This window comes from Burkholderia sp. M6-3, assembly GCF_050858985.1.
GTDB classification, from domain to species: domain Bacteria; phylum Pseudomonadota; class Gammaproteobacteria; order Burkholderiales; family Burkholderiaceae; genus Paraburkholderia; species Paraburkholderia caledonica.
Genome location: NZ_CP110093.1, coordinates 120,313 through 146,328, shown reverse-complemented (window position 1 = coordinate 146,328; position 26,016 = coordinate 120,313). Strand labels below are relative to the sequence as shown.

The window sequence follows — 26,016 nt, the reverse complement described above, 5'->3', positions numbered from 1 at the left end:
CGCTCGAGCTGCGTATGGAGAAGCTCGGCATGTCGCTGGCCGATGTGATCGCGCGCTGCCGCGCAACGGGAATCGTCAGCAAATATCTGGTCCACCACATTCGCCCGAACGTCAACGCGCCGAAGGCGCTCGGCCATCAAAATCAAAACGTTCACGTCTTAGAAGCTGTTGCGAAATTAGTTAAACATTGGCCTGAGTCGCGTCCAGCAAATCAAGGCGCAAGCCAGGGACAGAAAGGCTTCATGGACATGGGCATAACGTTCGTAGCGAATCTTCAGGCGTCGAAACGAGTGAAGCCATGCAATCGAGCGCTCGACTGGCCAACGCGTTTTGCCCAGACCACTGCCATGGGGCGAGCCAATCTTTGCGAGCACCGGCGTGATGCCGCGCTCTCTCAAACGCTGTCGATGTGGTTCCGAGCTGTAGCCCCGGTCGCCCTGAACGATTTGCGGTTTATGCAACGGGCGTCCCCGCTTGCCTCTAATGTGTGGAATGGCATCGACGAGTGCATCAAGCTGGGTGACGTCGTGGCGGTTCGCCCCGCTCAGAATGACCGCGAGCGGGATGCCTTTCGCGTCGACGATGAGGTGGTGTTTGCTGCCGAGCTTGCGCCGGTCCGTGGGATTCGGGCCGGTTTTTTTCCCGCCAGCATCGCGCGAATCGACGAGCTGTCTACAAGCGCTCGTGACAAGTCGATTTCGCCACGGCGACGCAGTTCGGCCAGCAGCGTTTCGTGGATGCGTTGCCAGACTCCTGCTTCTTGCCATGCCACGAGCCGCCGCCAGCAGGCGGTGCCCGAACCGCATCCCATCTCCTGCGGTAGCAGATTCCACGCAATGCCGGAGCGCAGTACGAACACAATGCCCGTCAGCGCGGCACGGTCGGGAGTCGGCTTGCGGCCCGCATACTGGCGATTGCGCGGTGCCCGAGCAGGTAAAAGCGGTTCGATGAGCAACCACAATTCGTCGTCGATGAGTTCTTTAGGCATCGCTTCCTGTTGGACAAAACAAGACAGGAAGTTAACACCAAGTCAGAAAAGTTAACAGGCCCAGAACTTAATTTCGCAACAGCTTCTAAGTTTAAAGAGGCGCGCGATCTGGCTGGAATTACAGGCGACGATGCCCCCATCTTCCACGAAATGCGGAGTCTCACGAAGCGCCTTTACATGGAACAGGGCAACGTCGACGCGAAGGCTTTGCTCGGCCATATGACCGATGCAATTGCCGACCTTTACGCCAACTCGCGGGGGCTGGAGCCGGTGAAGGTCAGGATCTGAGTCAACTGAGCATCAGGCCTAGCCCTTGCGAACCTGCTAGCGTCAGGGCGAACGTCGTACTGAAAACTGGCTTGCCCATCGGGGAAACTACGAGGTCCCTGGTTAATTACAAGAGGTAATATTACAGAACGTTACGGACGCAGTCGGGCGATAACAAGCTGTTGGGAGAGTGTCAGGATATGAAGGCTATAAGTGTCCTCCATAGCGAGTCATCGCGGGGTTGGGGGGGTCAGGAAGTTCGTACACTCAAGGAAATGATCGCACTACGTGCGCTTGGTCACACCGTTGAACTTGTATGTTCCGACAATGCAATGCTGGGGATCCGTTCTCAAGCGGAAGGCTTTACGGTGCATCCCGCGCCCATACACGGGGGCGCCGATGTGCGTTCCATGCTGAGAATCCGCACGCTTCTCGAACAACATAACTTCGATGTGCTGAATACGCATAGCGGCCATGACACCTTGGTCGCAGGCGCGGCCGGACGTCTTGCGGGAACGCCGTTCATCGTGCGAACGCGGCATCTGGCGTTGCCCATCACATCGCTGGTTACGTACAACTGGATTCCCCATCACGTTGTGGCGGTGAGTCACTACGTGCGCAACTATCTGATTTCCGCTGGCGTGCAGGAAAGTCGCGTCGATACAATTTATGATGGCATTGTTAAGCCGGAGCCGCTGACGCGTTCGACTCTCCGCGACGAACTCGGACTCGATTCAGACACAGTCATCGCTGGAGTGGTTGCGATGCTCCGCGAAAAAAAAGGTCACGAGGACCTGATCGAGGCCGTAAGACCGATGATGATTGATCGACCGCATTTTCACGTCGTAATCGCTGGCGAGGGCGGTGAACTTGCCAAATTGAAGGCGATGATCGACGGCTTTGGTTTGTCAGAACGGATTCATTTGCTGGGCTTTCGCAAGGACATCAACAACGTGTTGCGTGGCTGTGATCTGTTCGTGCTCCCGACTCACCAGGAAGCGCTAGGCCAAGCGTTTATCGAAGCGATGGCGATGGGTCTGCCCGTGATTGGCACCGACGTCGACGGGGTTCCCGAGTTGATCGACTCGGGCGTGAACGGCTTACTCGTGCGCCCGCGCAACATTGACGCGTTGCGCGCCGCGCTCACGCGTCTGGTCGACGATGCACCATTGCGCGCGCGCTTTGGACTGTCTGGTCGTATCAAGACCGACAACAACTTCACGGTAGAAGGTATGGCGAGAGAGACAATCGATCTATACCTGCGCGGCATCGATCGCCGGCGTCACGTATTCCGCCGGCGAGGAGCATCGGGATGACCCGGCATGCCAAAGGAGTGCCCGTGCTGATGTACCACCATATCAGCACGTCGCCGGGGATGATCACGGTGTCGCCCGATAACTTCGCTGCGCAAATGGCGTATCTGGCAGACGCGGGGTACAGGACGATCGGCAGCACGCAACTAGCCGCCTATCTGGCGGGAGAGGCGTTGCCGGAGAAATCGGTCATGCTGACATTCGACGACGGCTATCTCGACAACTGGGTTTATGCGTATCCCGTGCTTCAGGCACACGGTTTGACCGCTTTGTGCTTTCTTGTGACGAGCTGGATCGGCGAAGGGCCGGCGCGTGCCCATGCGGGCGCTGGCGGCACGTTGCCTCCACTACTCAACCATCGAGCCGGTGAAGTCGCGATTGAAAACGGTGAAGCTGATCGCGCGATTCTCCGATGGTCTGAGATCGATGCGATGCGCGAGGCCGGAACCTTCGAATTTCACAGCCATACCCATAGTCATGTGAGATGGGATCAAGTGTCAGTCAATGCAGATGAGAAATGCTCCGGACTTAAGCGCGATCTCCACGATGCCCGCGCGACCTTGGAAACACGGCTCGGAGCCATTTCCGATCACTTGTGCTGGCCTCAAGGCTATTACGACGATGACTATCGACGTGTCGCCTATCAGGCAGGATTCCGGCATTTCTACACATGCGAGGCGGGGTCCAATTACCCTGGACACAATGGTAGCTCCGTTCGCTCGATCACTCGGTTAGAGGTGCGCGACCGACCAGCATCGTGGTTAGCCTCGCGGCTGTGGATTCACACCCGGCCCGCAATCAGCCGGGCATACCTTAGGATCAAACGGTGATGCACCGGCAATCTCGCGATTACTTGCCGTCTGCGAGTGGCGCGAGCCGCGAAAACGATATATCGCACTGAATAGCGCCAACAAACGGGACCTCGATCCGTAAGCCTGCAAAATCCGTTGCATGCATGGCCGTAGGGCCTTCGTCAAGCGAAGGGTTTGAACTGGCCTTTCCGGCTGTTCATCTCTGCGGCTAAGGATCCCGGCCTGTAGATGCATCAACTGCTTCACATCCACGCTTCCTGTTGCCAGACGCATGCCGTGGTTGCTATCAAGGTAGATTAGGGATACTTCCGCTGGGTCATCGTCTCGAAGCAGCGGCAGCCGCTTGGCATCACCGGCAGTGAACCCCCACCAGAGACGGGGAACCGCTAGCTGCATCGTCGTCCAGCCACGACACATCCAGCGCCACAGAAATCCACGCGACGCGTGGACATCATAAGTTGGCACATTGTCAACGCTGATCGGGCGAGCGCCGAAAAACGCCTCGAAATGCCGCACGCGTGGACCCAGCGCGAAATTACCGAACAGGCCTCTGTCGTGATTTCCCGGCACAACGCGAAGCACACAATCCGTACCAGCAGTCGCAGCTGTTGATTTGCGGGGAATCCTGACCCACGATTGGAGCTGCTGCGCATCGCCTCAGTTTCCAGGTTGATATTTGGGACAGGATAACCGACCGGCGGCCGCGACTAGCAGTGCCGGTTGTCGGATCCTCCCCCGACCTGGGACCGGCCCGGAATACCGAGATCCGGTGTTGCCAGGTGCCGTTGTGGTTCCGGGGACTAGCAGTGCGCCGTCCCGAACGGGTGTGCGCGACAGCCCGCGCCGGCCAACGGTACCGGAAATCGCAACATCTGACACTTAGGATAATCGGAGGTGGCGATATCAGGTCTGCGTGGCGCTATGTTGCAGGAGGTGTCGTGCGATGACCGTAGACCGTATTAATTCCGTCACCGTTGAGACAATAAGTTTGTCAATCTGCGGTCGTGCGGCGCGTCATCGCCTGAAAAGCCTTGCTGCATACGAAATCGATGGAGCGAAATAAAAGTGTCAACTGCAGGCGCAGATGTGATGAAGCGACTGCCCAGTACGCGCCACTCCACACCGAAGGCAATCGGCTTGTCTCACGCCCCGCCGCCCCGGTCGCCGGACGTCCAAGCTCGGCCCAGGAGCCCCCGGTCGAGGCGTCTATCCACTTTGCATACCCGAGGCCTCGTCCGTCCCTTCGCAATGGCCGGTTTCCGGCGAGCAAATTGGCAGCGGTATTGCCTCAAGGCGGCCAGGAGCCGTCATTCAGTAGGAGCAAATCGTCAGTCATAGGGCGTCCGGTGCATGTCGGATAACTGCCGTTCACGACCGGAAAACTTGTTATAGAAGTTGTCAGCCCACACGACCATGAGAGAATTCTTGCTCTTGCTCTTGCTCTTGCTCTTGCTCTTGCTCTTGCTCTTGCTCTTGCTCTTGCTCTTGCTCTTGCTCTTGCTCTTGTTCTCATCCTCGTCGCCTCATGAAGATCCTCGAATACACCGGGCTCGACACCTCACGCGTCAAGGCCAGCTACGACAAGGTGTCCGCGGCCATCGCTCGCCACGACTTCCGTGCTGCCCAAGTCAAGAAGCTCGCCAATCTGAGCCACGGCAAGTTCTACCGGGCGAAGCTGGATGACGCCGACCGGCTGTTGTTCTCCCTGGTGCGCCACGGGGATGAAGTCTGCGCACTGATGCTGGAAGTGATCGCCAATCACGCCTACGATAAGTCACGCTTCCTGCGCGGCGCGGCGATTGACGAGAGCAAAATTCCAGACATCAGCGTTGATGACGCCATCAGGGAGGCGCAAGCTCTACGCTACCTTCATCCCGAACGTACCGGAATTCACCTGCTCGACAAACCGATCTCGTTTGATGACACGCAGGAGACCATTTACCGACAGCCACCTCCGTTGGTTGTCGTCGGCAGCGCTGGCAGTGGCAAGACCGCACTGACGCTTGAAAAGCTCAAGCATGCCGAAGGTGAGGTCCTCTACGTCACTCACTCCGCCTTCCTGGCGCAGAGCGCACGCGACCTTTATTACTCCAACGGTTTCGAGCATGGCGGTCAGGATGCCGTATTTCTGTCCTACCGGGAGTTTGTCGAGTCGATCCGCGTTCCGGCAGGACGCGAGGCTAGCTGGCGCGACTTTGCGGGCTGGTACTCCCGTATACGGCAGAACTTCAAGGATGTCGAAGCCCACCAGGCTTTCGAGGAGATTCGCGGCGTGATTGCTGCCGGGTCGGGCGGTGTCCTGTCGCGCGACGAGTATCGAGCACTGGGGGTGCGTCAATCGATCTTTCCCGTAGAACGGCGCGACCAACTCTACAATCTGTTTGAGAATTATAGCGCCTGGCTGGCCGAGGCAAAGCTCTACGACCTGAATCTTGTCGCACACGACTGGCAAGCGCTGGCTGCGCCGCGCTACGACTTCGTGGTTATTGACGAGGTGCAGGACATCACCACCGTGCAACTCGCGCTCGTGCTCAAAACCCTGAAGAAGCCTGGCCATTTCATGCTCTGCGGGGATTCCAATCAGATTGTCCATCCCAATTTCTTTTCCTGGAGCCAAGTCAAGAGCCTGTTCTGGAAGGACCCTAAACTGGCCGAGCGACAGGAATTGCGCGTGCTAGAGGCCAACTTTCGCAACGGCCTGGAGGCCACTCGCGTCGCCAATCAGTTGCTCAAGATCAAGCAGCGGCGCTTCGGTTCCATCGACCGCGAGAGCAACTTCCTGGTCCAGGCCGTCGGCGGCGAGACCGGCCAGGTTACGCTGATACCCGACAAGGACGCCACCAAGCGCGAACTGGACCAGAAGATTCGCCAATCCACACAGTTCGCCGTCCTGGTAATGCGCGATGAGGACAAGGCCGACGCCCGCAAGCACTTTGCCACGCCGCTATTGTTCTCGATCCACGAAGCCAAGGGTCTCGAATACGAGAATATCGTGCTCTACCGCTTCATCTCTGATCACCGCGGCGAGTTCAACGATATCGTCGAGGGCGTCGCCAAGGCCGATCTGGCGGTCGAGACACTGGATTACAAACGCGCCAAAGACAAGAGTGATAAGTCGCTCGAAGTCTACAAGTTCTTCGTCAATGCCCTGTATGTAGCGCTGACGCGCGCCATCAAGAACATCTACATGATCGAGTCGGACACAGGGCATGAGTTGTTCGGGTTGCTGGATCTCGTCGTCGGCCAGACCAAGATCGAGGGCAAACAATCCACGCTCGAAGACTGGCAGAAGGAAGCACGCAAACTCGAACTTCAGGGCAAGCAGGAGCAGGCGGACGACATCCGTCGCACCATCTTGAAGCAGGTTCCGGTGCCTTGGCCGGTGTTCGATGATGCCAAGGTCAGGAACCTGCTGATCAAGGTCTTCCGCGAGCAGTCTCCGGGCAACAAGGGCAAGCAGCAACTCTTTGACTATGCCACCTGTTTCGACGAACCGCAGCTCGCCAAGTGGCTGGCAGTTGAGGCGAAATTCGAGCAGGCACGGTCCTTTGATCAGCAGCGCGCGGTATTCGGCCGCAAGAGCTACGTCCCTTACTTCGCCAACCACTTCAAGGACATCCTCAGGCAGTGTGACCTGCATGGCGTCGATCATCGCCTGCCAATGAACCAGACGCCACTGATGGCCGCAGCTGCTGCAGGAAATGTGGCGCTGGTAGAAGCCCTGCTGGAGCGCGGTGCCGACCGCGATGCCGTCGATCACTATGGTCACAATGCACTGCACTGGGCTCTGCGGCAGGCATTTGGCGATGCAAAGTTCGCTGCTGGCCCGCTGGCGGCAATCTATGAATGCCTGGCTCCGCCCTGCATTGATGTCAGAGCGGGTGATCGCCTGGTCCGCATCGACCGGCATCTGTCTGAATACTTTCTGTTCCAGACCCTGTGGGTATTGTTCAAAGCCCAATTCAGCAAGATACGACGCAATGCAGACAGCGCGTTCCAAACCCAAATCATCCTCGATGCCTGGCAACACTTACCCGCTAACGTAGTGCGGCCCGAGCGCAACAAGCGCCAGCATCTTTCTGGCGTGCTGGCGAGGAACGAAATCGACAGAGACTATGCCTACAATAGATCTCTGTTTCTGCGTGTATCCACCGGACGGTACCAGTTCAATCCCAAACTCGCTGTGCGTCGCCGCCAAGGCGAAGAAGTAAACTGGATCCCGATCTACACGGCACTCAATCTCCCGTTGATTAGCGAGTTTGCCTACAACGACGGCTGGATCAGCACCTGGGACAATATTGACAAGCTTGTGATCCTTGCCGGACTCCCTGAACGAACCACACCTATCGCCGCTGAACGCTTCGCCGAGCGGGAAGCGGCCAAGATGAGGGAGTTGGACGAACGCAGAGCCAACCCACTTGCTGCCAAAGCGCGTATTCATGCCGCCGCCGAAGGCACCCAAAACAGAGCGCCACCATGGGGAACAAAGGAAGCCAAACGGCTTGAAATCGAACGTGTGAGACAAGAAATCGAAAAACGGAAGAAGAATTGACATGCCGATTCTCGTTGGCCGTATAAAGCGCTTCGCAAAACGCCGTTAATCGCCGCCGGACTCGAAGAGTCGACGGCCGCTGTGCACTTGGAAGCGGTCACAGCGGCGGCGCTGTTCGGAGCGGCCGCAGTGGGTCGCGCTGAGTCCGTCCGCTCTTCAAACTCATCGCCGGAAAGCGGTCGGTGGAATTCAGTTGCCCGGAAGCGGACACTTGGCAGTGCGTCTTCCCGACCCTGAGACGCCATTGGAACTGACCTACGTGAATGGCCGCTTCCGAGGTACAACGGTCATTTCTTTGTTCGAGTAGATTGTCAAATCCCGGCCTAAGCCGCCGTTTGCAGTTCGGCGTGGCCGAGCAGCAGGAACGCCAGCTTCTGCGAAGATCGAATGCGGACCGACCCACTCTGACATTCCGTCCACTGACATAGGCGCTACCGACTCCAAGCCGGTGACCACTCTTTCGCCATTTCATCACGGCATGCGTAGGAAATGTGCAGTGATAGTTTTTGCAGTTGCTTTACTTGACCTGTGTCCATCGCGTTGCCGAACGCGACCATAGCCTTCTCAAGCTCTTTGTTTTCGATCATTGCCATAACGCCGTAGTACAGTTGCCAGAAACGCGTCTTCGTTTCAGGTTTAGCTTGGTTGGCGTCAGCGGCAATCGCAGCAGCTTTCTCAATGGCTTCAGTACACCATTTGAGCTTTTGCTCGAGATAGGGGCGTCGTGCTTCGATTGCTTGCGTCTCGTGCAGCTTCTGCGCTTCCTCGAATCGAGCGAATTCTGCTTCACGTTGCGTCTGCGAAAATTGGTGGATGCCCACACCGACACTGACGCCCGCAATGAGTATGCCGCCCCCGGAGGATATAGCAGCGGCGATTTGCGCCCAACGTGCATAGTTATCGGGCTTGCGAACACGAACAAAAGGCATCGCGCAATCTCCGTGGTGACGAGGAGCAGGCACACATGATGAACAGCTAAATCTCTGCGCGCAATCCGGCATCGCCCGTAGCACACTACCGAAATCAATTGCGCGGGGCATGAATCCGGCCGCTTCGATAGCCGTTCGCTGGTGTACGAGGTCACCCGCGAAAGGCCGTAGTCGGCTTGAGGCGCTGGGACAGAAAATTGATTTGCGTGTTCAGATACCTTATATTTGCCGCGAGGGTATGCGCTAGGCTTCGGTCTAGGACCTCATTGAGGTGACCCTATTAAAGAGCGATCTTCGGGTCGCGGGCTTCGGCCAGTCCCCTGCGGGGGAGTTAAACTATCCTTAAATCTTCGCATACCCTCACCTCTAATAACTATGACAACGAATCCCACGCCCCCTGTCGACCCGTTTCAAAAAGCGCGCGAAGCGTTATACAACCGGATTTGGTTTACACGAAAGGCTCGCATTCAATCTGAAAAACGGTTGTTGCAGAATGACCTTCACGCGCAACTAATGCTTCAACTTTTTTCCGCTTATAGCATCGGACTGTCGATTTACCTCTTGAAATTTCATGCGGCCGGCCTGTCAGACGATGCGGCTAATGTGACATTAATTGTCATATCTGTTTTGCTATTTGGAATTGCTCCATACGTCAGTGCGCGAAATTTTAAGGGTCGTGCAGAGGAATTTAAGGCAGTCTACGTGAAGCTTCAAACTTTGTTGGATGATTTAAATCGAATTGAGTGGATGACGTCTGTTCAAGAGGCACACGCTGCGTATGTCGTGGTAGAGAGGGAGTACGCGCGGACGTTGGCAAGCAGCGAAAATCACCTTGAGATAGATGACGCAGTGAGCCGATATGGTGCGAGAGGCATAAGTCGCCCTTTGTCGAAGCGCGAGTGCGCAAGCGTGTTTCTATTTTTTTCCAGGCGTTGGGCTATCTGGCTTGGCGGGTACATTGTGCCGCCTGTGTTCTTTTTCGCGTATTCTATCTTTTTCAAGTGATATGCGCCCTTCAGAAAAATCGTACAAAGCAATATTCTCAAGCTCGAATCTTAAAAACATATATGAAGAGCATATAGCGAGGACCAGTGCAATCGGAATTGACCGAATTAATCGGTCCACATTCGAGAAGAATTTAAACGCGGAGATTGCTCTCATTAGAAGGAAGGCGGGGAATCGTTCTTATCATTTCTCGCAATTCAAGGAAAAACTAATATCAAAAGGAGCCAACCGATTTCCCCGCGTGATTTCTATTGCGACGTTTCGCGATAGAATTACACTTCGCGCTATCTGCGATATCTTGAAAGCTCGATTTGAAGGGCTGCTTGAACTAAAAATACCGCAAATTGTAATTCATGATCTGAAGCGTGAAGTTGCTTCCGGAAAGTATAACTATTTCATTAAGCTCGACGTACAAAATTTCTATCCTTCTATTTCACACGCGATTCTTCGGGAGACTGTAAAGAGGCGGATAAAAAGTGCGAATGTGATATCGCTGCTAGACAGTGCGTTGGAGACGCCTACCGTCGCTGTAGCAGATAAAGGCAGACGAGCCGAACCAGTGGGTGTGCCGCAAGGGTTGTCAATATCTAACATTCTTGCGGAGATTTTTCTCCATCGGTTCGATATTTGGATGGAAAAAAAGATAGAGATTAAATATTTCAGGTACGTGGATGACGTATTTGCCCTTTGCGCATCTGATCCCGCACCTTTGTTTTCCGAGATGAGCCGCACACTGGAAGGCGATTTTAGCCTGAAAGTTCACGATATCTCGCTTCCTGGCTCGAAGTCCGTTTTCGGTCCCATTGAGGAAGAGTTTTCATTTCTCGGATACCTCTTTGTAGATGGTAAGGCGCGCGTCAAAGAACAGTCTATCCAGAGACTGGAAAGTTCGCTGGCTGACGCATTCACAACATACAAATACCGATGTCAAGAGATAAAGCGAAAGCAAAAAAACAAAAAACTAAGGAGGCAAAATTTGACTTTTGCGAAGAACGTATTGCTATGGCGAGTCAATCTCCGTATCACTGGTTGCATCTTCGAAAACACCAGGAAGGGATGGGTCTTTTATTTTTCGCAGATTGATGATTCGAGTGTCGAGCAGCTTCACAAACTAGACAAGACAGTTGAAAGCCTGATGGCGCGATTTAACGTTTCGACAACTAAAAAACTGCGGCCTTTCGTCCGAGTCTATTTTGAATGCCGACGACGTGATCCGACGGAGCGCGGATACATACCGAATTTCGATACAACGTCTGTGGCAAGTATGCGACGCATTTTGGAAAGCTATTTTGGACAAAGCGTGAAAGGGCTGTCAGACGCGACGGTGCGATCGACGTTTTCCTTCCGGATCAGGCGAGCTACTAGAGAGCTGGAACAAGATATCCAAGACATCTCATGAAATGCGTGGTCTGGACGTGATTGGCAACAGACGCTTTTAGCAGTCGGGGAATGGGGCGAGTTATCCCTATTGTCGGCTAACGCTTCAGGCGCTGCGAGTCGGCGGCAGTGAGTCGCACGACACCCTCGTATAGCGGTAAGCGGTCGAGCCGTACGCCCGCGGGGTATGACTAATACCTAAGTGGGGGCACCCGTCCGGCCACGCCATGGCAAGTTCCAAATACAAAGTGGTTTTCAACAACGCGCTTGATCGCGAAGACTATCGGGCGCCCGCGGGACTGCATTGGTATGAACTGCGTTTGACTCTTCACCGCTCTTCGCTCGTCACAGGGCAATGGACAGCATTCGAAGGTAGAGGAGACGTTCGAGCGTCCGCCAACAATCGCCCTCGAATGGCGGTAGTTGGCCGACTGGATGCGGTCGCGAGCGTCCGCTTTATGGTGCTCCAGTGCGCAAATCAATGATTCGGCTGAGTGACCGCTTTGGACGGAATCGTCTGGCCGTAGTGGGTCGATCCATGCCTTTCGCATAACCCTTGCGATCAGCGATCGACGGGGCAGCGGACGGGGTCCGGCCAATAGTTGCCGTTCGCGCAACACACGAAGCCGTCATTCCAACGGCCGGTCCACTTCGGAACCTGCCGGATGCTCGATCTGAGCAACTCGGCCATAGCTGACGTTGAAGCAGGCCTGGTTCTACGTCACCTATGTGGCGGATTGCTGCCAACGTCGGTGTCGAGCAGTTGGACGGCTGCTTCCTCGATCAGTGCCCTGACGCTCTCAACCCCATTCGGCATCTGCTTTATCGATCGTATCGGTCGTTTCAATTAGCGAGCTGGCTTATCGCGGCATCCCCACCCAGCTAACTCCCCTGATAAATATCGCACGACAGGCCCACCACGCACGGTTGACTGTCTCGGGTTTTGCCGTAACCATTTCGTCCGCCCGGTTGGGCTCCATAGTCCCACGTACTGCCACCGCCCATCGGCATCGCCTGCTGCGATGAATGGATTGGCTGCTGATTGGATGAGTGGCCAGTGACGCCTGACGGTTGCATTTCCTGAGCGTCGGCAGCGCCGGCCACGGTGAGCAGGAATAGCACGACGGTTGCAGCCGAGGGTTGCACTTTCATTTCTTCACCTTTTCGTCATCAACGGGTTGCATGGCTCTCGCGCCGTCAGACCTTTGTTAGCTCCCTCCAAAAAAACGTTGCATTGTGGATCCATCCGGCACGGTCTGGCATGTTTTGCACCGGCTTGTACCCGTGTGTCGGGCTTACCGCCGTATGCTTCCATCCCCGCACTCGGGTCGGATGCTTGTGTTGCAGCGTTTTCTTGCGGAGCAGGTTGAGAGGCTTGCGGTGTGCCTTGCGAATGCGCAACGCTGGCCATGACAAACAGCACGACAGCGGATGCGACTATCAGTGTAAATTTCATGTTGGTTTCTTCATCTAAGTTGAGTCTTCCATTCGTGCGATTCGTTATTCGCGTTTCGCACGAGCCAGGGCCGGCTTAGCTCATCACGACGAGCAACCGCTCCGGATGCATTCGACGAATGCCCCTCGACGTTGCTGTCATACTCATTCTTGATCAGGCGAAGGGCCGTCGCAACGCACATGTGTAGGCGGTGGACAGCAAAGGTCGGCGAGAGATGTAGCTGCTACGATCGCCCGATTCCGGTGACATGCCGGGTCGCGATCGATCGAAAGCACGCTGACTGAAGTCAGTCGGTTGGTTGTCCGCCGGCAGCCGGCAAGCTTCGGTCAAGCGCCGGATCCGTGACCGGCGGGACGCCGAGCTTGATCCCTCTATCCGCCAGCATGACGATGAGTTCGGTACGGCGCCGCAGATTGAAATGCGCAAGCAGATGACTGATGTATTTCCGTACCGTAATGTCCTCGAGCCCCATTCTCAGGGCAATCGCCTTGGACGGAAGTCCGCGCACCAGCCACGCCAAGGTTTCGAACTCTCTCGGTGTGAGTCCCAGCTCGGATGCATTGTTCGTTTCCGATTTAACGCGCGGCTGTCTATCCTCAGGTCCATTTTCGGAAGCCTTGTCAGTGTCCATATCACGACTGAGGCAGGCAATGCTGGAGGCTGGCAGGAACACGCCGCCGGCAAGCACCGCGCTTATCGCCGCACGAAGTGCTTCAGGCGGTGACGATTTGGGCACGTATCCCATGGCGCGAAGTTGGATGCATCGGCTGATCGTTTCCACTCGCTCATCGGCCGATATCACGATTACCGGTAACGACGGTCGCGACTCTTTCAATTCGGCAAGCGCATTGCAACCGTTGCCATCGGGCAGGTCGAGATCGAGAAAAACGATATTCAGTAGCTCGCCAAGCGCGTGATCCACCCCCTGGGACAATGTGCTCGCGTGCAGCAACTCGATGTTTGGAAAGAGCTCTGTGAGCAGAAGCGCCAATCCGGCTCTGAACAGTTCATGGTCGTCGACGATCAGTACGCGCATTCCATCGTCTCCTGGAACTGTCTTCGAGCCGAGCTGCGATTGCGCATCGGAGGATGGCTAAACCGGTCGTGATCGTCCGATGTCTTCCGATCAGATAGTACACAGTGGCGGTGGACCTACATGGCGTCGCCTGAAAAGTGGCGGTTTTCGCCCACCATTAGACGAATCAAGCGTACCACGCGTACCAGGAGGACCACCGCGCTCGGGACGGTTGCAGTCACTGAACCTTCGCGAGGTCGAGTTTCATCTTCCGCTGAGCGCTCACGTACCGGCTGATGTCCGCCAGCAGGTCTTTGGGGGCGGAGGACTTACGCAATAGCACGAACGGTTCGGGGAAGTCACGAAGGACCTGATCGGACAGCAGCTCACCGGTGATAAATGCGACGGGGATAACGCCCGCCCATGCAAAATGACGCCTGATCCGATTAGCAACCTCCTTGCCGGTGGCTCCGTCGCGCAGACGGATATCGGCGACGATGAGATCGGGAATGCGGCTGTCATCGGCAAGGATGGCTTCGAATCCAGCCATTGACTCTGCGGCGTACACGAGCGCGCCCGCGCTTGAGAAAAGACGCCTCAGGCCTTCGAGGACAGTAGGTTCATCGTCGCATAGGAGCATGAACGTGCCAGTGAGATCGGGTATGTAGACGTCGCCACCGTGAACATGTGCGCCGACGCTCGGGGTTGATGTCGAAACCGTCGCGTAAAGGGAAAAGCGCGATCCGCGCCCTTCCACGGAGGCGACACTCACGCCGTGTCCCGGCAGGATATGGATCGCACGCTGTACAATCGACAGACCCAGTCCCAGCCCTTTCGAACGGTCGCGCCCCGGATTGTTGATCTGATAGTACTCGGAGAAGATCGCGTCCCGATGGGCGGGCGCAATGCCGATGCCGGTATCCCATACATCAACGCGCAGCCGTTCATTCAGTTGCACCCAGCCAAGCACAACGCCACCCGATGAGGTGTTCTTGATCGCGTTCGATACGAGATTCGATATGGACCGCTTGAAGAGCGATCGATCGGTTTCGATGGACGGTGGGTACCTTCGCCGCCCCGCGATTCTTAGATCGATGCCGCGCAATCGCGCCGTCTCCCGGTATTGCTCGAAGACCTCCGTCAATAGGCCGTGGGTATCGACCGGTACGACATGGGGAACATATGAGCCCAGCTCACTGTAATCCTGAATGTCCTTGAACATTTCGAGGATGTCGGACGCGGTCTCCTCGATGACATTGAGCTCGCGATCCACGGCGTATCCGTCCCTGATCCTCGTCCGGGCGCTTCGAATAAAAAGGTTGATTGCGGCGAGAGGCTGCTGGATGTCGTGATACGCCGACGAAAAGAATCGCTCTTTCTCCCTGACGAGCTCTTGCATGCGTCTGTTCTGCCCGTTGACCGCGCGCGACGCCGCTTCGACGCGAGCCTTGGCCGCGCGCAATGTGCGCCAGTACATGAATTCGCGCCTCGCGGCACGTTCCAGCGGGACGCTGAGCAGCACACCGACGACAGCCATCAACGGCACCATCGTGGCGTGTGCGGCCACCGACTCCATGCGCAGTTCGACACTCCCGCCGACGGGTTTGAAATAAAGCATGACCAGATAGCCGACGACGCATATCCCGATTAGCCAAGCCGCCGTGATGACCCGAAGCCGAAAGGCCATGAATATCAGGAAAAGGGAAAACAGCAGCACCGGGTAGACTTCGCGCCAGCCAAGGTCGCCCGGGTAGAACTGCAGCATTCTCAGGGTGGTGAACCAGCAACTGATCGTCCAGACACTGAGCAGCCCGACTGCCCAACGTTCATCGAGTGCGCGCGGGGGGTTTTGTCGCGGTAAGAGCACGATGCGAACACACGGCAGTTTAAGTAGGACTGCTTATGCCGCCAGTGAGTAGAACTGCTCGGCACGAGTGTATCCGAGGCCACGGACTTGCATTTGGCCCTTGGCGATCATGTGCATGAGCTCGATGCCGCTCAACAGGATCCGGGCGCAACGAAAATTCTTGAAGCCAAGCATAGGCCGCGTGCGTCGCTTGATCGCCCGATGATCTTGCTCGACAACATTGTTCAGATACTTGTTCTGGCGAATCCTGATCGGTGCTTGCCGCTCCTCGTTGAGAGCATCCAGCGCGGCCAGGTTCGCACCGCTTTTATCGATTGTCACCGTCTCGGGTTCGCCGTTTTGCTCGATTGACTTTTCGAAGTAGCGCCGCGCCGCGGCCTTGTCGCGATGGGCACGCAGCAGAAAATCCACCGTGTTACCCTCTTTGTCGACTGCGCGGTACAGATACTTCCACTGGCCTCGGACCTTGATATACGTTTCATCCATTCGCCAGCTCCGGCCGACGGCTTTCTTGTGGCGGCGGAAGGCCTTCTCCAGGACCGGCAACACCTTGATGGCCCAGCGGTGCACAGTTGAATGGTCGACCGAGATTCCGCGTTCCGACATCATCTCTTCCAGGTGTCGAAGGCTCAGCGGATACGCCACATACCAGCGCACGCACGTCAGGATCACGTCGAGTGGATAGTGGAAACGCTTGAGCACTCGTGCCAAGGCTGGATTGAGAGTCGTCATCAAGCGTCCGATCGTTCGTATTGTCAGAGTGCATGATACCCGGCGCTTACTGCGACAAAGCCCCCAATGGCGCACACCTGGAGACAGCCAGAGGGCACGTGTTGGCGGCACGACCCAATAGCCAACGTCGCTCCCAACGACCATGACGCCGGTCGCAGCATAGACAAGTTGTCCATCAGGATGGGTGTGGGCATCCAGCACCATCGGGCGGAGGAGATGCTCCTTTAGTCCCGTGACCGTAACTCTCCCACACCAAGCGGCCCGTCCATCAACTGTGTCAGTCGTGAGGCCCTCGGTGGCTGGGAACGGTCGATTAACGAGTCACTCACGGCCAAGTCTCGCGAGCTAAAGGCTTAAAGCCCGAAAAGATTGTGCTGAATCTGACGCAGGTGCCCCGTCAGAACCTGGCCCGCCTGGTCAGCATCGCGGTCACGCAATGCTTCGACAATTGCCCGGTGCTGCGCTTCGTATTCTTTTCGGCGTTCGGGCGTCAGCGAGTGGCGTTTGAGTCGCCCCCATTCGCCCTGCTCGCGAACGCGGTTGGTCAGTTCAAGCACCTTGAGGAAGAAGGAGTTGTGCGTTGCCAGCGCGAATGTACGGTGCAGTTCGCCATCCCAATGCTCGAACTCTTCCACCGTCTGAGCAGCTTCGGAGCGTTCGATGCATTCCGTCATCCGCGCGAAGTCCGACGACGTAGCGTTACGCGCTATCAACTTCGGCATCAGCGGCTCGATGAGAAGTCGCGCCTCCATTAGCTCAGCGGGGCTGGTCTGAGTCTCTGAAATCTCGTCAATGACGATTTCCGGCGGCGGCAATGCCTTCGCAGCACCGGGAAGCACAAAGGTTCCGCTGCCGACAGTCTGCGTTATCAGGCCTCGGTCCTTTAGGTCCTGCAACACTCGCCTGACCGCGCCGCGCGACGCACCGAACTGCTCGCTTAGTTGACGCTCAGCGGGAAGTTTGACGCCATCGCCCATGCGACCAGACGCAATCTCATCATAGAGATACGCCGCGAGTGCTTTCGCACCGGTCGCCCTGACAGGGCTTTTCGCCTCGACTTCTCCCATCGCAATGCTCCCCTGTTGCATTGACCAAATCTTACCACAAGATGTACCAATTGGTAGTGTTATTGGTTAACCCCTACTTGCAATAGATCCAATATGGTTCTACAGTACGTCCTACGCAAACCAATTGGACTAACTCAGGAGCCAATTTATGAAACTCGCAAACCTCCTTGTAGACGGCGCAGCGCTCGTCGCAGTCGTAGATGTCGACAAATCGGTGTTCTGGCCCGTGTCGACGTTGGTCCCGGACTTTAACGGCGACATGGTCCAATTGGTCCAGTCGTACCCCCAATTCAAGGGCGACCTTCGCCCGCGCGGCGAAGGTCGTCCGCTGAGCGACGCCACCGTACTCGCGCCTATCGACCAGCCGCGTCGCAACATTTTCTGTGTCGGCAAGAACTATCACGAGCACGCGGCGGAATTCCAGAAGTCCGGTTTTGACAGCAGCGCAAAAGACGGCGAGCACGCGCCGGAGGCACCTGTCATTTTCACCAAGCCGGCCAGCACCGTCATTGGCCCTGGTGTGAAAATTCCTCGCCACGTCGACGTCACTAGCCAGCTGGACTACGAGGCTGAGCTCGGGGTCGTTATCGGCAAGGCAGGACGTGGAATCAAGAAGGCCGACGCAATGGAGTACGTTTTCGGCTATACCGTAATCAATGACTTCACGGCCCGTGACCTGCAAAAGCTCCACCGCCAATGGTTCATCGGCAAGTCGCTCGACGGTTTCTGTCCGATGGGACCGTACCTGGTTACCGCTGACGAGGTCGACGGTCAGAGCGTCGACGTCAAGTGCTGGGTGAATGGCGAACTGCGCCAGAATTCGAACACCAAACAGCTGATTTTTGACATTCCGACGCTTATCGAGACGCTGTCCGCAGGCATCGAACTGCAACCGGGCGATGTCATTGCAACCGGCACACCGGCAGGCGTTGGTATCGGGTTCAGCCCGCCGAAGTTCCTGCAAAAGGGTGACGTGGTTCGTATCGAAATCGAGAACGTCGGCGTGCTGGAAAACGAGGTGGGCGAATGACAACAACTCTGGTCAAGAATATCGCGGTCGAAGTCGATGGCGATGGACAGGCAGTAGTTTGTATTCACGGCCTCGGCGGTTCGTCGAACAACTGGACGCCGGTTCTCTCCGCGTTCGAAGGTTTCAAAGTCGTCCGTCCCGAGCTGCCTGGTAGCGCACGTTCGGCGCTGCCTTCACAGCCTCTGTCGATCGACCTTTACGTCGAGACGCTGGCTGGAGTGCTGGGTGAACTGGGCGTCTCGAAGGCGCACGTCGTTGCGCACTCGATGGGCACCATCGTCGCGCAACATCTGGCTATCAAGCATCCCGAACTCGTGAAGAGCCTGGCGCTCTTTGGGCCGTTGCTTGCTCCCCCGGACCAAGGTCGTCCGGGCATTCAGGCACGAGCAGCGCTATCGCGGGAGAAGGGAATCGCAGGCGTGCAGGAAATTGCCGACGCCATCGTCAAGGGCGCAACGAGCGCTGAAACGAAGGCACAACGTCCGGTAACCATCGCTCTCGTGCGTGAAAGCGTGATGCGACAGTCGCCGGAAGGCTATGCGCAAAGCTGTGAAGCCTTGGCTGGCGCACAGGCGGCCGAAGTTGAAAAGATTTCAGTGCCGACGTTGCTGGTCACTGGCGACGAAGATGGTGTCGGTCAACCGGCTGCCGTCAAGGCAATCGGCGAGCGTATCGCTGGGAGCAAGGTCACAGTCCTTTCCGGTTGTGGCCATTGGACGACCTTCGAAAAGCCCGCTGAATGTGCCGCCGAGCTCAAGGCCTTTTACAAGTCAATGCTGTAAGTCCCCCACCATCGGAGGAGACATGAACAAAATCGCTTTTACCAACGTCAACATTTTCGACGGCACTGGCGCTGACCCTTACATCGGTGAAATTCTGGTCGAAAATAACCGGATTACCAAGGTAGCGAAGAAGGGCGACAGCGTGAATGCAAGCGGTGCGCACACTATCGACGGTCGCGGACGTTTCATCATGCCAGGCATGACCGAAGCGCACACGCATTTCTCGTGGAATGACCAGCCTTCGCTGTCGGCAATCCAGTTCATGCCGCCAGAAGAACACATCCTGTGGTGCGTCAGGGTAGCCAAGCGCTATCTGGAAATGGGCTTTACGTCTGCGCTCGGTGCAGCAGCAGCAAAGGCACGTCTTGATGTCGTGTTGCGCAATGCCATCAATGCGGGTGAATTCCCCGGGCCGCGTTATCTCGCTGGCAGCCAGGAAATTACGACCCTTGGTGGCCTTGGCGACAACACGTTGCCCCATCTACCATTCCGCGAGTTGAACTTTGGTGAGGTGGTAAGCGGCCCGGAAGAAGTACGCCGCGCGGCCCGCATGTTCATCAAATACGGTGTCGACCATCTGAAAATCAACCTGTCCGGCGAATACATCGCGGGCATCCCGGCGGAAGCCTCTCCTTTCTCCGAGGAAGAAATTGCGATGCTGGCGGCGGAAGCTAAGCGTGCCGGCAAACGCGTGGCAGCGCACGCCCGCTCGAGCGAGTCGGTCAAGCAGTGCGTGCGCCATGGTCTTGAACTGGTATTCCATGCGAGCTTCGCGGACGAAGAAGCGTTGGATATGCTGGAAGCGAACAAGGATAAGCACTTCGTAGCTCCCGGTATCGGCTGGCTCGTCAGCACGCTGTACCATGCTGAGAAGTGGGGCATCTCTCAGGAAGTCGCGACGAAGATGGGCTATGCGCGTGAGCTGGAGGTTGCATCCGAAACACTGACCAAGATGCACAAGCGAGGCATCAAGATTCTGCCGGGCGGCGACTACGGTTTCGCCTGGATGCCGCATGGTACGAATTCCCGCGACCTCGAGTATTTTGTCAAATACATCGGAATGACGCCGAAGGAAGCCCTCCTGTCCGCGACACAACTCGGCGGTGAACTGATGATGCAACCCGAGAGTATCGGGAAACTGGCCGAAGGTTATTACGCAGACATCGTGCTGGTCGACGGCAACCCTCTGGAAGACCTGAAGGTGCTGCAGGACCCGGCGAAGATTTCCCTTGTCATGAAAGACGGCGAGCTTATCAAGAGCTGCTACGACATGAAGGCACCGGAGGGCGCTATCCACGTCACCGGAGGCAACGAGCCCATGAGGGATGAAGGTGTCAAAAAGGCGATGCACGCCGAATCTCACTGAAGTCCCCGCCGGGGCATTTACCACGCCCCCGGCTGATTTCCCAAAAAGTAAGGCCAGCACTCCGCGCTTTGCGCGGTGTGACTGCGCACGTTCAAACATCTGAGGCAGACAAAGATGTGTGACTGCATTGGTAAAGCGCTTGAATTAGGTATGTCGCGGCGCGGCTTTCTGGGCGCAGGCTGGAAACTGGCGGGAGCGGGTTTGCCGCTTCTCATGGGTGTGCCGGCCAGTGCGGCCGAAGTCGACCAGCGCAATCAGTCGATGGCGGAGGCCCGCAGCAAGGCGCAAAGTCATGACACGCGGCTCGTGCTTTTGGGCACAGCGGGAGGCCCTGTCTGGTGGCCGAACTGCGACCGGGAAGGCATTTCTTCTGCACTGGTAGTAGGCGACGCGGTCTACGTAGTCGACTGTGGCGACGGCGTCGGCAAGCGCTACAAGCAGGCCGGACTGGGTCCTATCAATACCGTGTCTGGTATGACGGGCATGGAAAACCTGCGCGGCATTTTCCTGACGCACCTCCACTCGGACCACACCATCGACTACTTCAACCTGTTTCTGTACGGTTGGTACGACGGTCTGACAGGGGTGAAGCAGCCCGTCCAGATTTACGGCCCAGGCCGGCGCGGACAGATGGAGCCGATTTTTAATATCCCGGGTCAGAAAGTCTCCGCACCTCCGCCCGTCGTCAATCCCGACAATCCCACTCCGGGCACGGTCGACATGACCAACTATCTATATCAGGCATATGCGCTTGATATTAACGACCGGCTACGCGATGCGCACCGTCCGGACCTGCGTACTTTGATGCAGGTTCACGACATTGCCATCCCGCCGATGAGCGGCTTCAAGAGCCCGAACGAGACGCCCGTTCCGAAGATGGAGCCGTTTCTTGTCCACGAGGATGAACGGGTTCGTGTCACCGCAACGCTGGTGAATCACTTTCCTATCTGGCCGGCTTTTGCATTTCGCTTCGACACGGACGACGGCTCCGTCGTGTTTTCCGGTGACACGTCGCCATGCGACAACCTGATAAGGCTCGCGCGAAATACCGACGTCCTCGTCCACGAAGTCATCGACACGACCTGGGTCGATGCACTTTTTCCAACACCAGTCGGCGAGAGGGAAGCCGCATTCAAGCAGCATCTGTTGAGTTCACACACCTCCATTGACGACGTAGGCAAGGTGGCAGAGGCAGCCAGTGCGAAAACACTGGTGCTGTCGCACATAGCCCCGGGCCACGCACCACGTGCAAATCTGATGCGGGCTCAGCGTAATTTTTCTGGCCAACTCATCATCGGCGAAGACCTGATGCAAATCGGCGTAGGTCGGAAGCGGGGCTAACCCACCCGTTCTCCCGAACAGAAAGGTCCATCCCCACATTCAGTGGCAGCTCGCACACGGACGAGTATTTTTCATAGTATTACTATATAGGACTACTAATATGACGGTTTGGAGATATGTACCATGCTGCGTCGCATTGACTGCGACTGCTTTCTTATCGCCTCAGAGTCACGCGCAATCGACCGTCACCCTCTTGGGTCAGGTTGACCAATGGATAGGCGCAAAGGAATTACCTGGCGGAGACCGGGCGTGGGGTATCCGAGGCGGCGGGATGCAGACGTCCTGGTGGGGACTCAGAGGCCAGGAGGACTTGGGAAACAACGTCAAGGCAATCTTCTCCGTCGAAGGCTTCTTCACCGCCAACGATGGCCAGGCGGGTTCATATAAAGGCGATGCGTTCTTTTCGCGAAACGCGTATGTCGGTGTCTTGAGCGATTATGGAACGCTCACGGCTGGAAGACACACGACGCCTTATTTCGTATCAGCCGTCCTGTTCAACCCGTTTGTCGACTCATACAATTTTTCCCCCGTCGTGCTGCATACGTTCCTAGGCTTGCAAGGTCAAGGTCTGGTGGGCGATTCCGGTTGGAACAACTCAATCCAGTATCAGTCGCCGAATTTTGGCGGCGTCCACTTCACTGCAATCTACGCATTTGGAAATGCAGCTGGACAGACCGGTCAGAACAAGTGGGGAGGCACGGTCTCCTATGACGTCGGTCAGTTCTCGTTTATCGGAGCCTACCAGCAGGTCAAGTTCAATTTCGTCCCGAATGACCTTTCCAGCGTGGCGCCAGGCTTCTCCAGTCAGCAGGCCGCACAGGCGGGTGCGTCCTACGATTTTGGCTTCCTGAAGCTGACTGGGCAGTACCAATACATGAACGACGTGATTTCGGGCGGAGGCGCGCATAGCAACGGCGGCCAGTTCGGCGCGTCGGTTCCCATCGGAGCGGGCCGCGCGCTTGCGTCTTGCGCCTACACGAAGATGGTTGGGAGCATGAACACAACGCGAAATACCTGGTCGGTAGGCTACGACTACAACTTGTCAAAGCGTACCGATGTCTACGCGGCCTACCTGAACGACCGCATCACCGGCCTGAGTTCTGGCAATACGTTCGGCGTTGGAATTCGGACTTACTTCTAGCGAAACGACAAGCCGGGCAAAAGCCCGGCCTCTTTAATCGCGCTGCCCCTGCCGTCAGGTCAGGCTGCCCCCGCCGTTCACGTGCAGCACCTCACCGGTCAGGTACGGATTGGTGAGTGCGAACAAAGCGGCGTCGGCGAGGTCGGCCGGAGTTCCGGTACGGCGAACTGGCAATTTCGTCGCAAGGTCGGAAAAAAATCCTGAGCGGCTCTCTGCGTCCATAAATGACCAGCCTTCCGTTTCGACGACTCCCGGCGAGATGGCATTGACGCGCACTGGTGCCAGCTCGACAGAGAGTGCACGTACGAGACCTTCTACGCCAGCATTTAGCGCGGAGACCATCGAAGTGCCCGGTGCTGGACGGTCCGCTGCGAGCCCGGAGAACAACAGGATGGAACCACCCACCCTCAGATTCGGAAGACCAAACTGGACGAGGTTAATCGGCCCCCAAAACTTGCCCGCTAGCATGCGGTCGATGGCGTCTCGCTTCATCTCCGCGAGTGGCGCGTATGTCAGGTCGGCTGCCGTCGACACAAAATAGTCGAAGCTTCCGAGTTTCTTGAAGCCCGCGGCCGCCGATGCCGCATCACCAAGGTCCATCTGCAATGTCGCGACTCCTTCGAGCCGACGACTTGCGTCTGCAAGTTTTTCTTCTGTACGTCCAGCAATAGTCACCCGCGCGCCATGCTCCAACGCAAGTTGGGCGATTGCGAATCCGATGCCAGAACTGCCACCAGCGACCACGAGGTGCTTACCCTTGATATCCATTTTCAAACTCCGTGTTTAGTGAGATTGCCTGCCGCGGGCATGCGCGTTTGCGCATTTGTGGCGAGACGCGATGCGAAGAGACCAGCAAGAATCAGTGGGAGCAGCCCAGCAAGCATCGGCGCTTCGGGCGAGTGCTTACTTGCGAAGCCGCCGAAGAGAGACCCGACTGCAATTCCAACGTTGAATGCCGCGATGTTCATTCCGGAGGCAACTTCCGGGCTCCCGGAACTGTTCCCTTGCGCCGCGACCAGGACGGTCTTTTGAAGAATCGGTACAGCGGCGAACGAAGCGAGGCCCCAAACAATCATCACGCCCGCCATGGCAATGGTTGATGGGCCACCCAGATAGGCGCCACCCAGCGCGACGACCAGACCAGCAACAACGGTGCACGACGCGATACGGCTTCCGACGCTATCCACGAACCGGCCGCCAAGAGCATTGCCGAACGCTGCGCTGATGCCGTAAAGCGCGAACATGCCTGTTATTCCGCTTGCAGCCAGATGCGTTACCTGCTCCAGCAAGACGGAAATGTAGGTGAAACCGGTGAAAGAACCTGCATATGTCAGCGCCGTGGTCGCCACCGTGTGCAGCGTGCCGGTATCCGAAACGGTCGCCCAGACCGAAGGCTTTTCACCAGCAGCGGCCTCCTGCGCACCCCCGACGACAGGCGTGAATAACATCAACGCCGCCGAACTGACTGCGCCAATGACGGCTATCGCGACAAACACGTCTTGCCACCGAAAGTGTCCGCCGGCAAACGTGCCGAGCGGTACGCCCAACACGAGTGCGACAGTCAGACCTCCGAAAACAGTCGCGATAGCATTGCCACTGCGTTCCGGGCCCACGGCGGCCGCGGCTGTCGAAGACGCAAGTGCGAGTACCACACCGTGCATCAGACCCGCCAGAAAGCGGCTGCCCAATAGCATCGGCAAGGACATGGTCGTTGCAGTCGAGAGGTTGCCGGCAGCGAAGACCAGCATGCTGGTCGCCAGAACTCTGCGTCTCGGTGCGTGGGCAAGTAAGGCGCTTAACGTAGGCGCACCAATGCTCACGCCGATGGCATAGATGCCAATCATCATTCCGACCGAGCCGACGCTCAGATGGGTTCCTGCCGCAATCGACGGGACCAGACTAACGGCGACAAACTCCGCGAAACCAAGTGCGAACGTGCACGCACTCAAGGCGAGTAGTGCCAGTGACATAAGGCTCTCCAGTTAATTCAAGCCTTGATGTTAGTTTGTTGCTGGAAGGCTGATAATCTGGCTATTCTGTTAAATACTTTTGCTAGCGTGCAAATATGAGTTCCTTGAGGGAATGCTGGAATTCGTTGCGGTCGTCGAGCGCGGAACGTTCACGGGCGCGGCGCGACAACTCGGTGTGTCCGTGTCACATGTCAGTCGACAAATCGCTGACCTGGAGGGGCCGCTTGCCGCGCAGCTCTTCGTGCGGACCACGCGGCAGATGCAATTGACTGAGCCTGGTCGCCGTCTCTTCGAGACGAGCCAGCCGCTGCTTCAGGAGCTCCTGCGTGCTCAGGAGACGGTGCTGGAGACGCACGAGGCGATTGAGGGAAGTATTCGAGTCAGCCTGGCCGGTGCATACGCGGAAGAGCAACTCGTCCCCTTGCTGAGTCGCTTTTGCACGGAAAATCCTGAAATAGCCCTTGAGCTGGATGTGTCGGCTCGAAACGTCGATTTGATTGCAGAGGGTTTCCATCTGGCTGTTCGAATGGGGCCGCTTGAGACGAGCAGCGCCTTAATGGCGACTCGACTGTTATCGGTCCCGCTGTATGTATTGGCAAGCGCGAAACTATTGGAGACGCTTCCGCCTATCCGTTCGCCGAACGATTTGCCGCCGCAGTGGTGCTTGCCTTTGGTGAACCGCTCATGGGAATTTATTAAAGGGAAACGCCGTGAAGGCGTGAAGCCTCTAGGCCGCTTCTCAAGCAATAGTGGCGCAGCGATGATTCAAGCGTCACTTGATGGCCTTGGCATCGTCAACGTTCCAGCGTACTACGCTAACGATGTCGTGACTGACGGTCGGCTGGTTCGCGTACTCGAAGACTGGGCGTCGGTCGAGCAAAGTGTGTTCTATCTGGTCTTCCCTGCCGGACGACACATGCCAGTGCGGGTTCGTCGGCTTATCGATTTTCTTCGGGTAGCGGTATCAGATTGAGCGGCAGTGGGACGCTGAGCAGCGTCAGCGGTA

At 56.9% G+C, this 26,016-nt stretch carries 21 protein-coding genes; 12 read left to right on the top strand and 9 right to left on the bottom strand.

All coding sequences use genetic code 11. The features are described from left to right. Positions 1-176: 176 nt before the first annotated feature. Positions 177-988 (bottom strand): IS5 family transposase gene (locus OH764_RS35835; protein ID WP_498846769.1). Its coding sequence is split into 2 segments (ribosomal slippage): positions 177-649 and positions 649-988, totalling 813 coding nucleotides; the frame shifts between segments, so codons are not numbered across the junction. Between the two features lie 9 nt (positions 989-997). Here OH764_RS35835 and OH764_RS35830 point away from each other — a divergent pair. The 4 genes from OH764_RS35830 (at position 998) to OH764_RS35815 (ending at position 7,932) form a co-directional block, all read left to right on the top strand. After that, positions 998-1,276, top strand: coding sequence for a site-specific integrase (locus tag OH764_RS35830; RefSeq protein WP_498851996.1), 279 nt, complete (start codon positions 998-1,000; stop codon positions 1,274-1,276). Positions 1,277-1,455: 179 nt separating this feature from the next. Next, complete coding sequence (locus OH764_RS35825; RefSeq protein ID WP_498851995.1) at positions 1,456-2,571, top strand: glycosyltransferase family 4 protein; 1,116 nt, start codon at positions 1,456-1,458, stop codon at positions 2,569-2,571. After that, entirely contained in the window at positions 2,568-3,398 is an 831-nt protein-coding gene (locus OH764_RS35820) for a polysaccharide deacetylase family protein (protein WP_498851994.1), read from the top strand. The genes OH764_RS35825 and OH764_RS35820 overlap by 4 nt, the downstream gene beginning before the upstream one ends. Before the next feature lie 1,507 nt (positions 3,399-4,905). Further along, positions 4,906-7,932: a DEAD/DEAH box helicase gene (locus tag OH764_RS35815; RefSeq protein WP_498851993.1), complete on the top strand. Its 3,027-nt coding sequence runs from the start codon at positions 4,906-4,908 to the stop codon at positions 7,930-7,932. 431 nt (positions 7,933-8,363) lie between these two features. On the opposite strand, the gene OH764_RS35810 is transcribed toward OH764_RS35815, so the two are convergent. Next, positions 8,364-8,861, bottom strand: a complete 498-nt coding sequence (locus OH764_RS35810) for a hypothetical protein (RefSeq protein WP_498851992.1) — start codon at positions 8,859-8,861, stop codon at positions 8,364-8,366. Positions 8,862-9,236: 375 nt separating this feature from the next. On the opposite strand from OH764_RS35810, the gene OH764_RS35805 reads away from it, so the two are divergent. Next, positions 9,237-9,866: an SLATT domain-containing protein gene (locus OH764_RS35805; protein ID WP_498851991.1), complete on the top strand. Its 630-nt coding sequence runs from the start codon at positions 9,237-9,239 to the stop codon at positions 9,864-9,866. A 241-nt stretch (positions 9,867-10,107) separates the two neighbouring features. Next, on the top strand, positions 10,108-11,265 hold the full coding sequence (locus tag OH764_RS35800) for a reverse transcriptase domain-containing protein (RefSeq protein ID WP_498851990.1): 1,158 nt from the start codon (positions 10,108-10,110) through the stop codon (positions 11,263-11,265). Positions 11,266-12,125: 860 nt separating this feature from the next. Here OH764_RS35800 and OH764_RS35795 read toward each other — a convergent pair. The 5 genes from OH764_RS35795 to OH764_RS35775 all read right to left on the bottom strand — a co-directional run bounded on the left by OH764_RS35795 (position 12,126) and on the right by OH764_RS35775 (position 17,380). After that, positions 12,126-12,395, bottom strand: a complete 270-nt coding sequence (locus OH764_RS35795; RefSeq protein ID WP_498851989.1) for a hypothetical protein — start codon at positions 12,393-12,395, stop codon at positions 12,126-12,128. Between the two features lie 590 nt (positions 12,396-12,985). Beyond that, on the bottom strand, positions 12,986-13,735 hold the full coding sequence (locus tag OH764_RS35790) for a response regulator transcription factor (RefSeq protein ID WP_498851988.1): 750 nt from the start codon (positions 13,733-13,735) through the stop codon (positions 12,986-12,988). A 217-nt stretch (positions 13,736-13,952) separates the two neighbouring features. Further along, positions 13,953-15,479, bottom strand: a complete 1,527-nt coding sequence (locus tag OH764_RS35785; protein ID WP_498851987.1) for a hybrid sensor histidine kinase/response regulator — start codon at positions 15,477-15,479, stop codon at positions 13,953-13,955. Between the two features lie 135 nt (positions 15,480-15,614). Next, positions 15,615-16,313 carry an IS6 family transposase gene (locus OH764_RS35780; protein ID WP_498851986.1) on the bottom strand — a complete coding sequence of 233 codons (699 nt, stop codon included), beginning with the start codon at positions 16,311-16,313 and terminating at the stop codon, positions 15,615-15,617. A gap of 353 nt (positions 16,314-16,666) precedes the next feature. Continuing rightward, positions 16,667-17,380: a FadR/GntR family transcriptional regulator gene (locus tag OH764_RS35775; protein ID WP_054926596.1), complete on the bottom strand. Its 714-nt coding sequence runs from the start codon at positions 17,378-17,380 to the stop codon at positions 16,667-16,669. A 148-nt stretch (positions 17,381-17,528) separates the two neighbouring features. Here OH764_RS35775 and OH764_RS35770 point away from each other — a divergent pair, with 148 nt between their 5' ends. The 5 genes from OH764_RS35770 to OH764_RS35750 all read left to right on the top strand — a co-directional run bounded on the left by OH764_RS35770 (position 17,529) and on the right by OH764_RS35750 (position 23,040). Next, positions 17,529-18,410, top strand: a complete 882-nt coding sequence (locus OH764_RS35770) for a fumarylacetoacetate hydrolase family protein (RefSeq protein ID WP_054926595.1) — start codon at positions 17,529-17,531, stop codon at positions 18,408-18,410. After that, the gene (locus tag OH764_RS35765) at positions 18,407-19,192 is read left to right on the top strand and encodes an alpha/beta fold hydrolase (protein WP_036057633.1); all 786 of its coding nucleotides are present in this window, start codon (positions 18,407-18,409) and stop codon (positions 19,190-19,192) included. Before OH764_RS35770 ends, OH764_RS35765 begins: the two co-directional genes overlap by 4 nt. Positions 19,193-19,214: 22 nt before the next feature. Beyond that, the gene (locus OH764_RS35760) at positions 19,215-20,558 is read left to right on the top strand and encodes a metal-dependent hydrolase family protein (protein ID WP_498851985.1); all 1,344 of its coding nucleotides are present in this window, start codon (positions 19,215-19,217) and stop codon (positions 20,556-20,558) included. A 150-nt stretch (positions 20,559-20,708) separates the two neighbouring features. Beyond that, positions 20,709-21,899 carry an MBL fold metallo-hydrolase gene (locus OH764_RS35755; RefSeq protein WP_498851984.1) on the top strand — a complete coding sequence of 397 codons (1,191 nt, stop codon included), beginning with the start codon at positions 20,709-20,711 and terminating at the stop codon, positions 21,897-21,899. A gap of 100 nt (positions 21,900-21,999) precedes the next feature. Continuing rightward, positions 22,000-23,040 (top strand): porin, encoded by a 1,041-nt coding sequence (locus OH764_RS35750; protein WP_498851983.1) that lies wholly within the window; start codon positions 22,000-22,002, stop codon positions 23,038-23,040. A 54-nt stretch (positions 23,041-23,094) separates the two neighbouring features. On the opposite strand, the gene OH764_RS35745 is transcribed toward OH764_RS35750, so the two are convergent. Together OH764_RS35745 and OH764_RS35740 are read right to left on the bottom strand one after the other, a co-directional pair. Continuing rightward, a complete protein-coding gene (locus tag OH764_RS35745) occupies positions 23,095-23,808 on the bottom strand; it encodes an SDR family oxidoreductase (protein ID WP_054926592.1) in 714 nt (237 codons plus the stop codon). A gap of 2 nt (positions 23,809-23,810) precedes the next feature. Beyond that, positions 23,811-25,010 carry an MFS transporter gene (locus tag OH764_RS35740; protein ID WP_498851982.1) on the bottom strand — a complete coding sequence of 400 codons (1,200 nt, stop codon included), beginning with the start codon at positions 25,008-25,010 and terminating at the stop codon, positions 23,811-23,813. Between the two features lie 112 nt (positions 25,011-25,122). On the opposite strand from OH764_RS35740, the gene OH764_RS35735 reads away from it, so the two are divergent. After that, positions 25,123-25,983, top strand: coding sequence for a LysR family transcriptional regulator (locus tag OH764_RS35735; protein WP_498851981.1), 861 nt, complete (start codon positions 25,123-25,125; stop codon positions 25,981-25,983). Positions 25,984-26,016: the final 33 nt, after the last annotated feature.

Bases quoted from the DNA above. Each gene is read 5' to 3' on its own strand.
- OH764_RS35825 (WP_498851995.1), top strand. From the start codon at position 1,456: ATGAAGGCTATAAGTGTCCTCCATAGCGAGTCATCGCGGGGTTGGGGG.
- OH764_RS35820 (WP_498851994.1), top strand. From the start codon at position 2,568: ATGACCCGGCATGCCAAAGGAGTGCCCGTGCTGATGTACCACCATATC.
- OH764_RS35815 (WP_498851993.1), top strand. From the start codon at position 4,906: ATGAAGATCCTCGAATACACCGGGCTCGACACCTCACGCGTCAAGGCC.
- OH764_RS35810 (WP_498851992.1), bottom strand. From the start codon at position 8,861: ATGCCTTTTGTTCGTGTTCGCAAGCCCGATAACTATGCACGTTGGGCG.
- OH764_RS35805 (WP_498851991.1), top strand. From the start codon at position 9,237: ATGACAACGAATCCCACGCCCCCTGTCGACCCGTTTCAAAAAGCGCGC.
- OH764_RS35795 (WP_498851989.1), bottom strand. From the start codon at position 12,395: ATGAAAGTGCAACCCTCGGCTGCAACCGTCGTGCTATTCCTGCTCACC.
- OH764_RS35790 (WP_498851988.1), bottom strand. From the start codon at position 13,735: ATGCGCGTACTGATCGTCGACGACCATGAACTGTTCAGAGCCGGATTG.
- OH764_RS35785 (WP_498851987.1), bottom strand. From the start codon at position 15,479: ATGCTGCAGTTCTACCCGGGCGACCTTGGCTGGCGCGAAGTCTACCCG.
- OH764_RS35780 (WP_498851986.1), bottom strand. From the start codon at position 16,313: ATGACGACTCTCAATCCAGCCTTGGCACGAGTGCTCAAGCGTTTCCAC.
- OH764_RS35775 (WP_054926596.1), bottom strand. From the start codon at position 17,380: ATGGGAGAAGTCGAGGCGAAAAGCCCTGTCAGGGCGACCGGTGCGAAA.
- OH764_RS35770 (WP_054926595.1), top strand. From the start codon at position 17,529: ATGAAACTCGCAAACCTCCTTGTAGACGGCGCAGCGCTCGTCGCAGTC.
- OH764_RS35765 (WP_036057633.1), top strand. From the start codon at position 18,407: ATGACAACAACTCTGGTCAAGAATATCGCGGTCGAAGTCGATGGCGAT.
- OH764_RS35760 (WP_498851985.1), top strand. From the start codon at position 19,215: ATGAACAAAATCGCTTTTACCAACGTCAACATTTTCGACGGCACTGGC.
- OH764_RS35755 (WP_498851984.1), top strand. From the start codon at position 20,709: ATGTCGCGGCGCGGCTTTCTGGGCGCAGGCTGGAAACTGGCGGGAGCG.
- OH764_RS35750 (WP_498851983.1), top strand. From the start codon at position 22,000: ATGACGGTTTGGAGATATGTACCATGCTGCGTCGCATTGACTGCGACT.
- OH764_RS35745 (WP_054926592.1), bottom strand. From the start codon at position 23,808: ATGGATATCAAGGGTAAGCACCTCGTGGTCGCTGGTGGCAGTTCTGGC.
- OH764_RS35740 (WP_498851982.1), bottom strand. From the start codon at position 25,010: ATGTCACTGGCACTACTCGCCTTGAGTGCGTGCACGTTCGCACTTGGT.
- OH764_RS35735 (WP_498851981.1), top strand. From the start codon at position 25,123: ATGCTGGAATTCGTTGCGGTCGTCGAGCGCGGAACGTTCACGGGCGCG.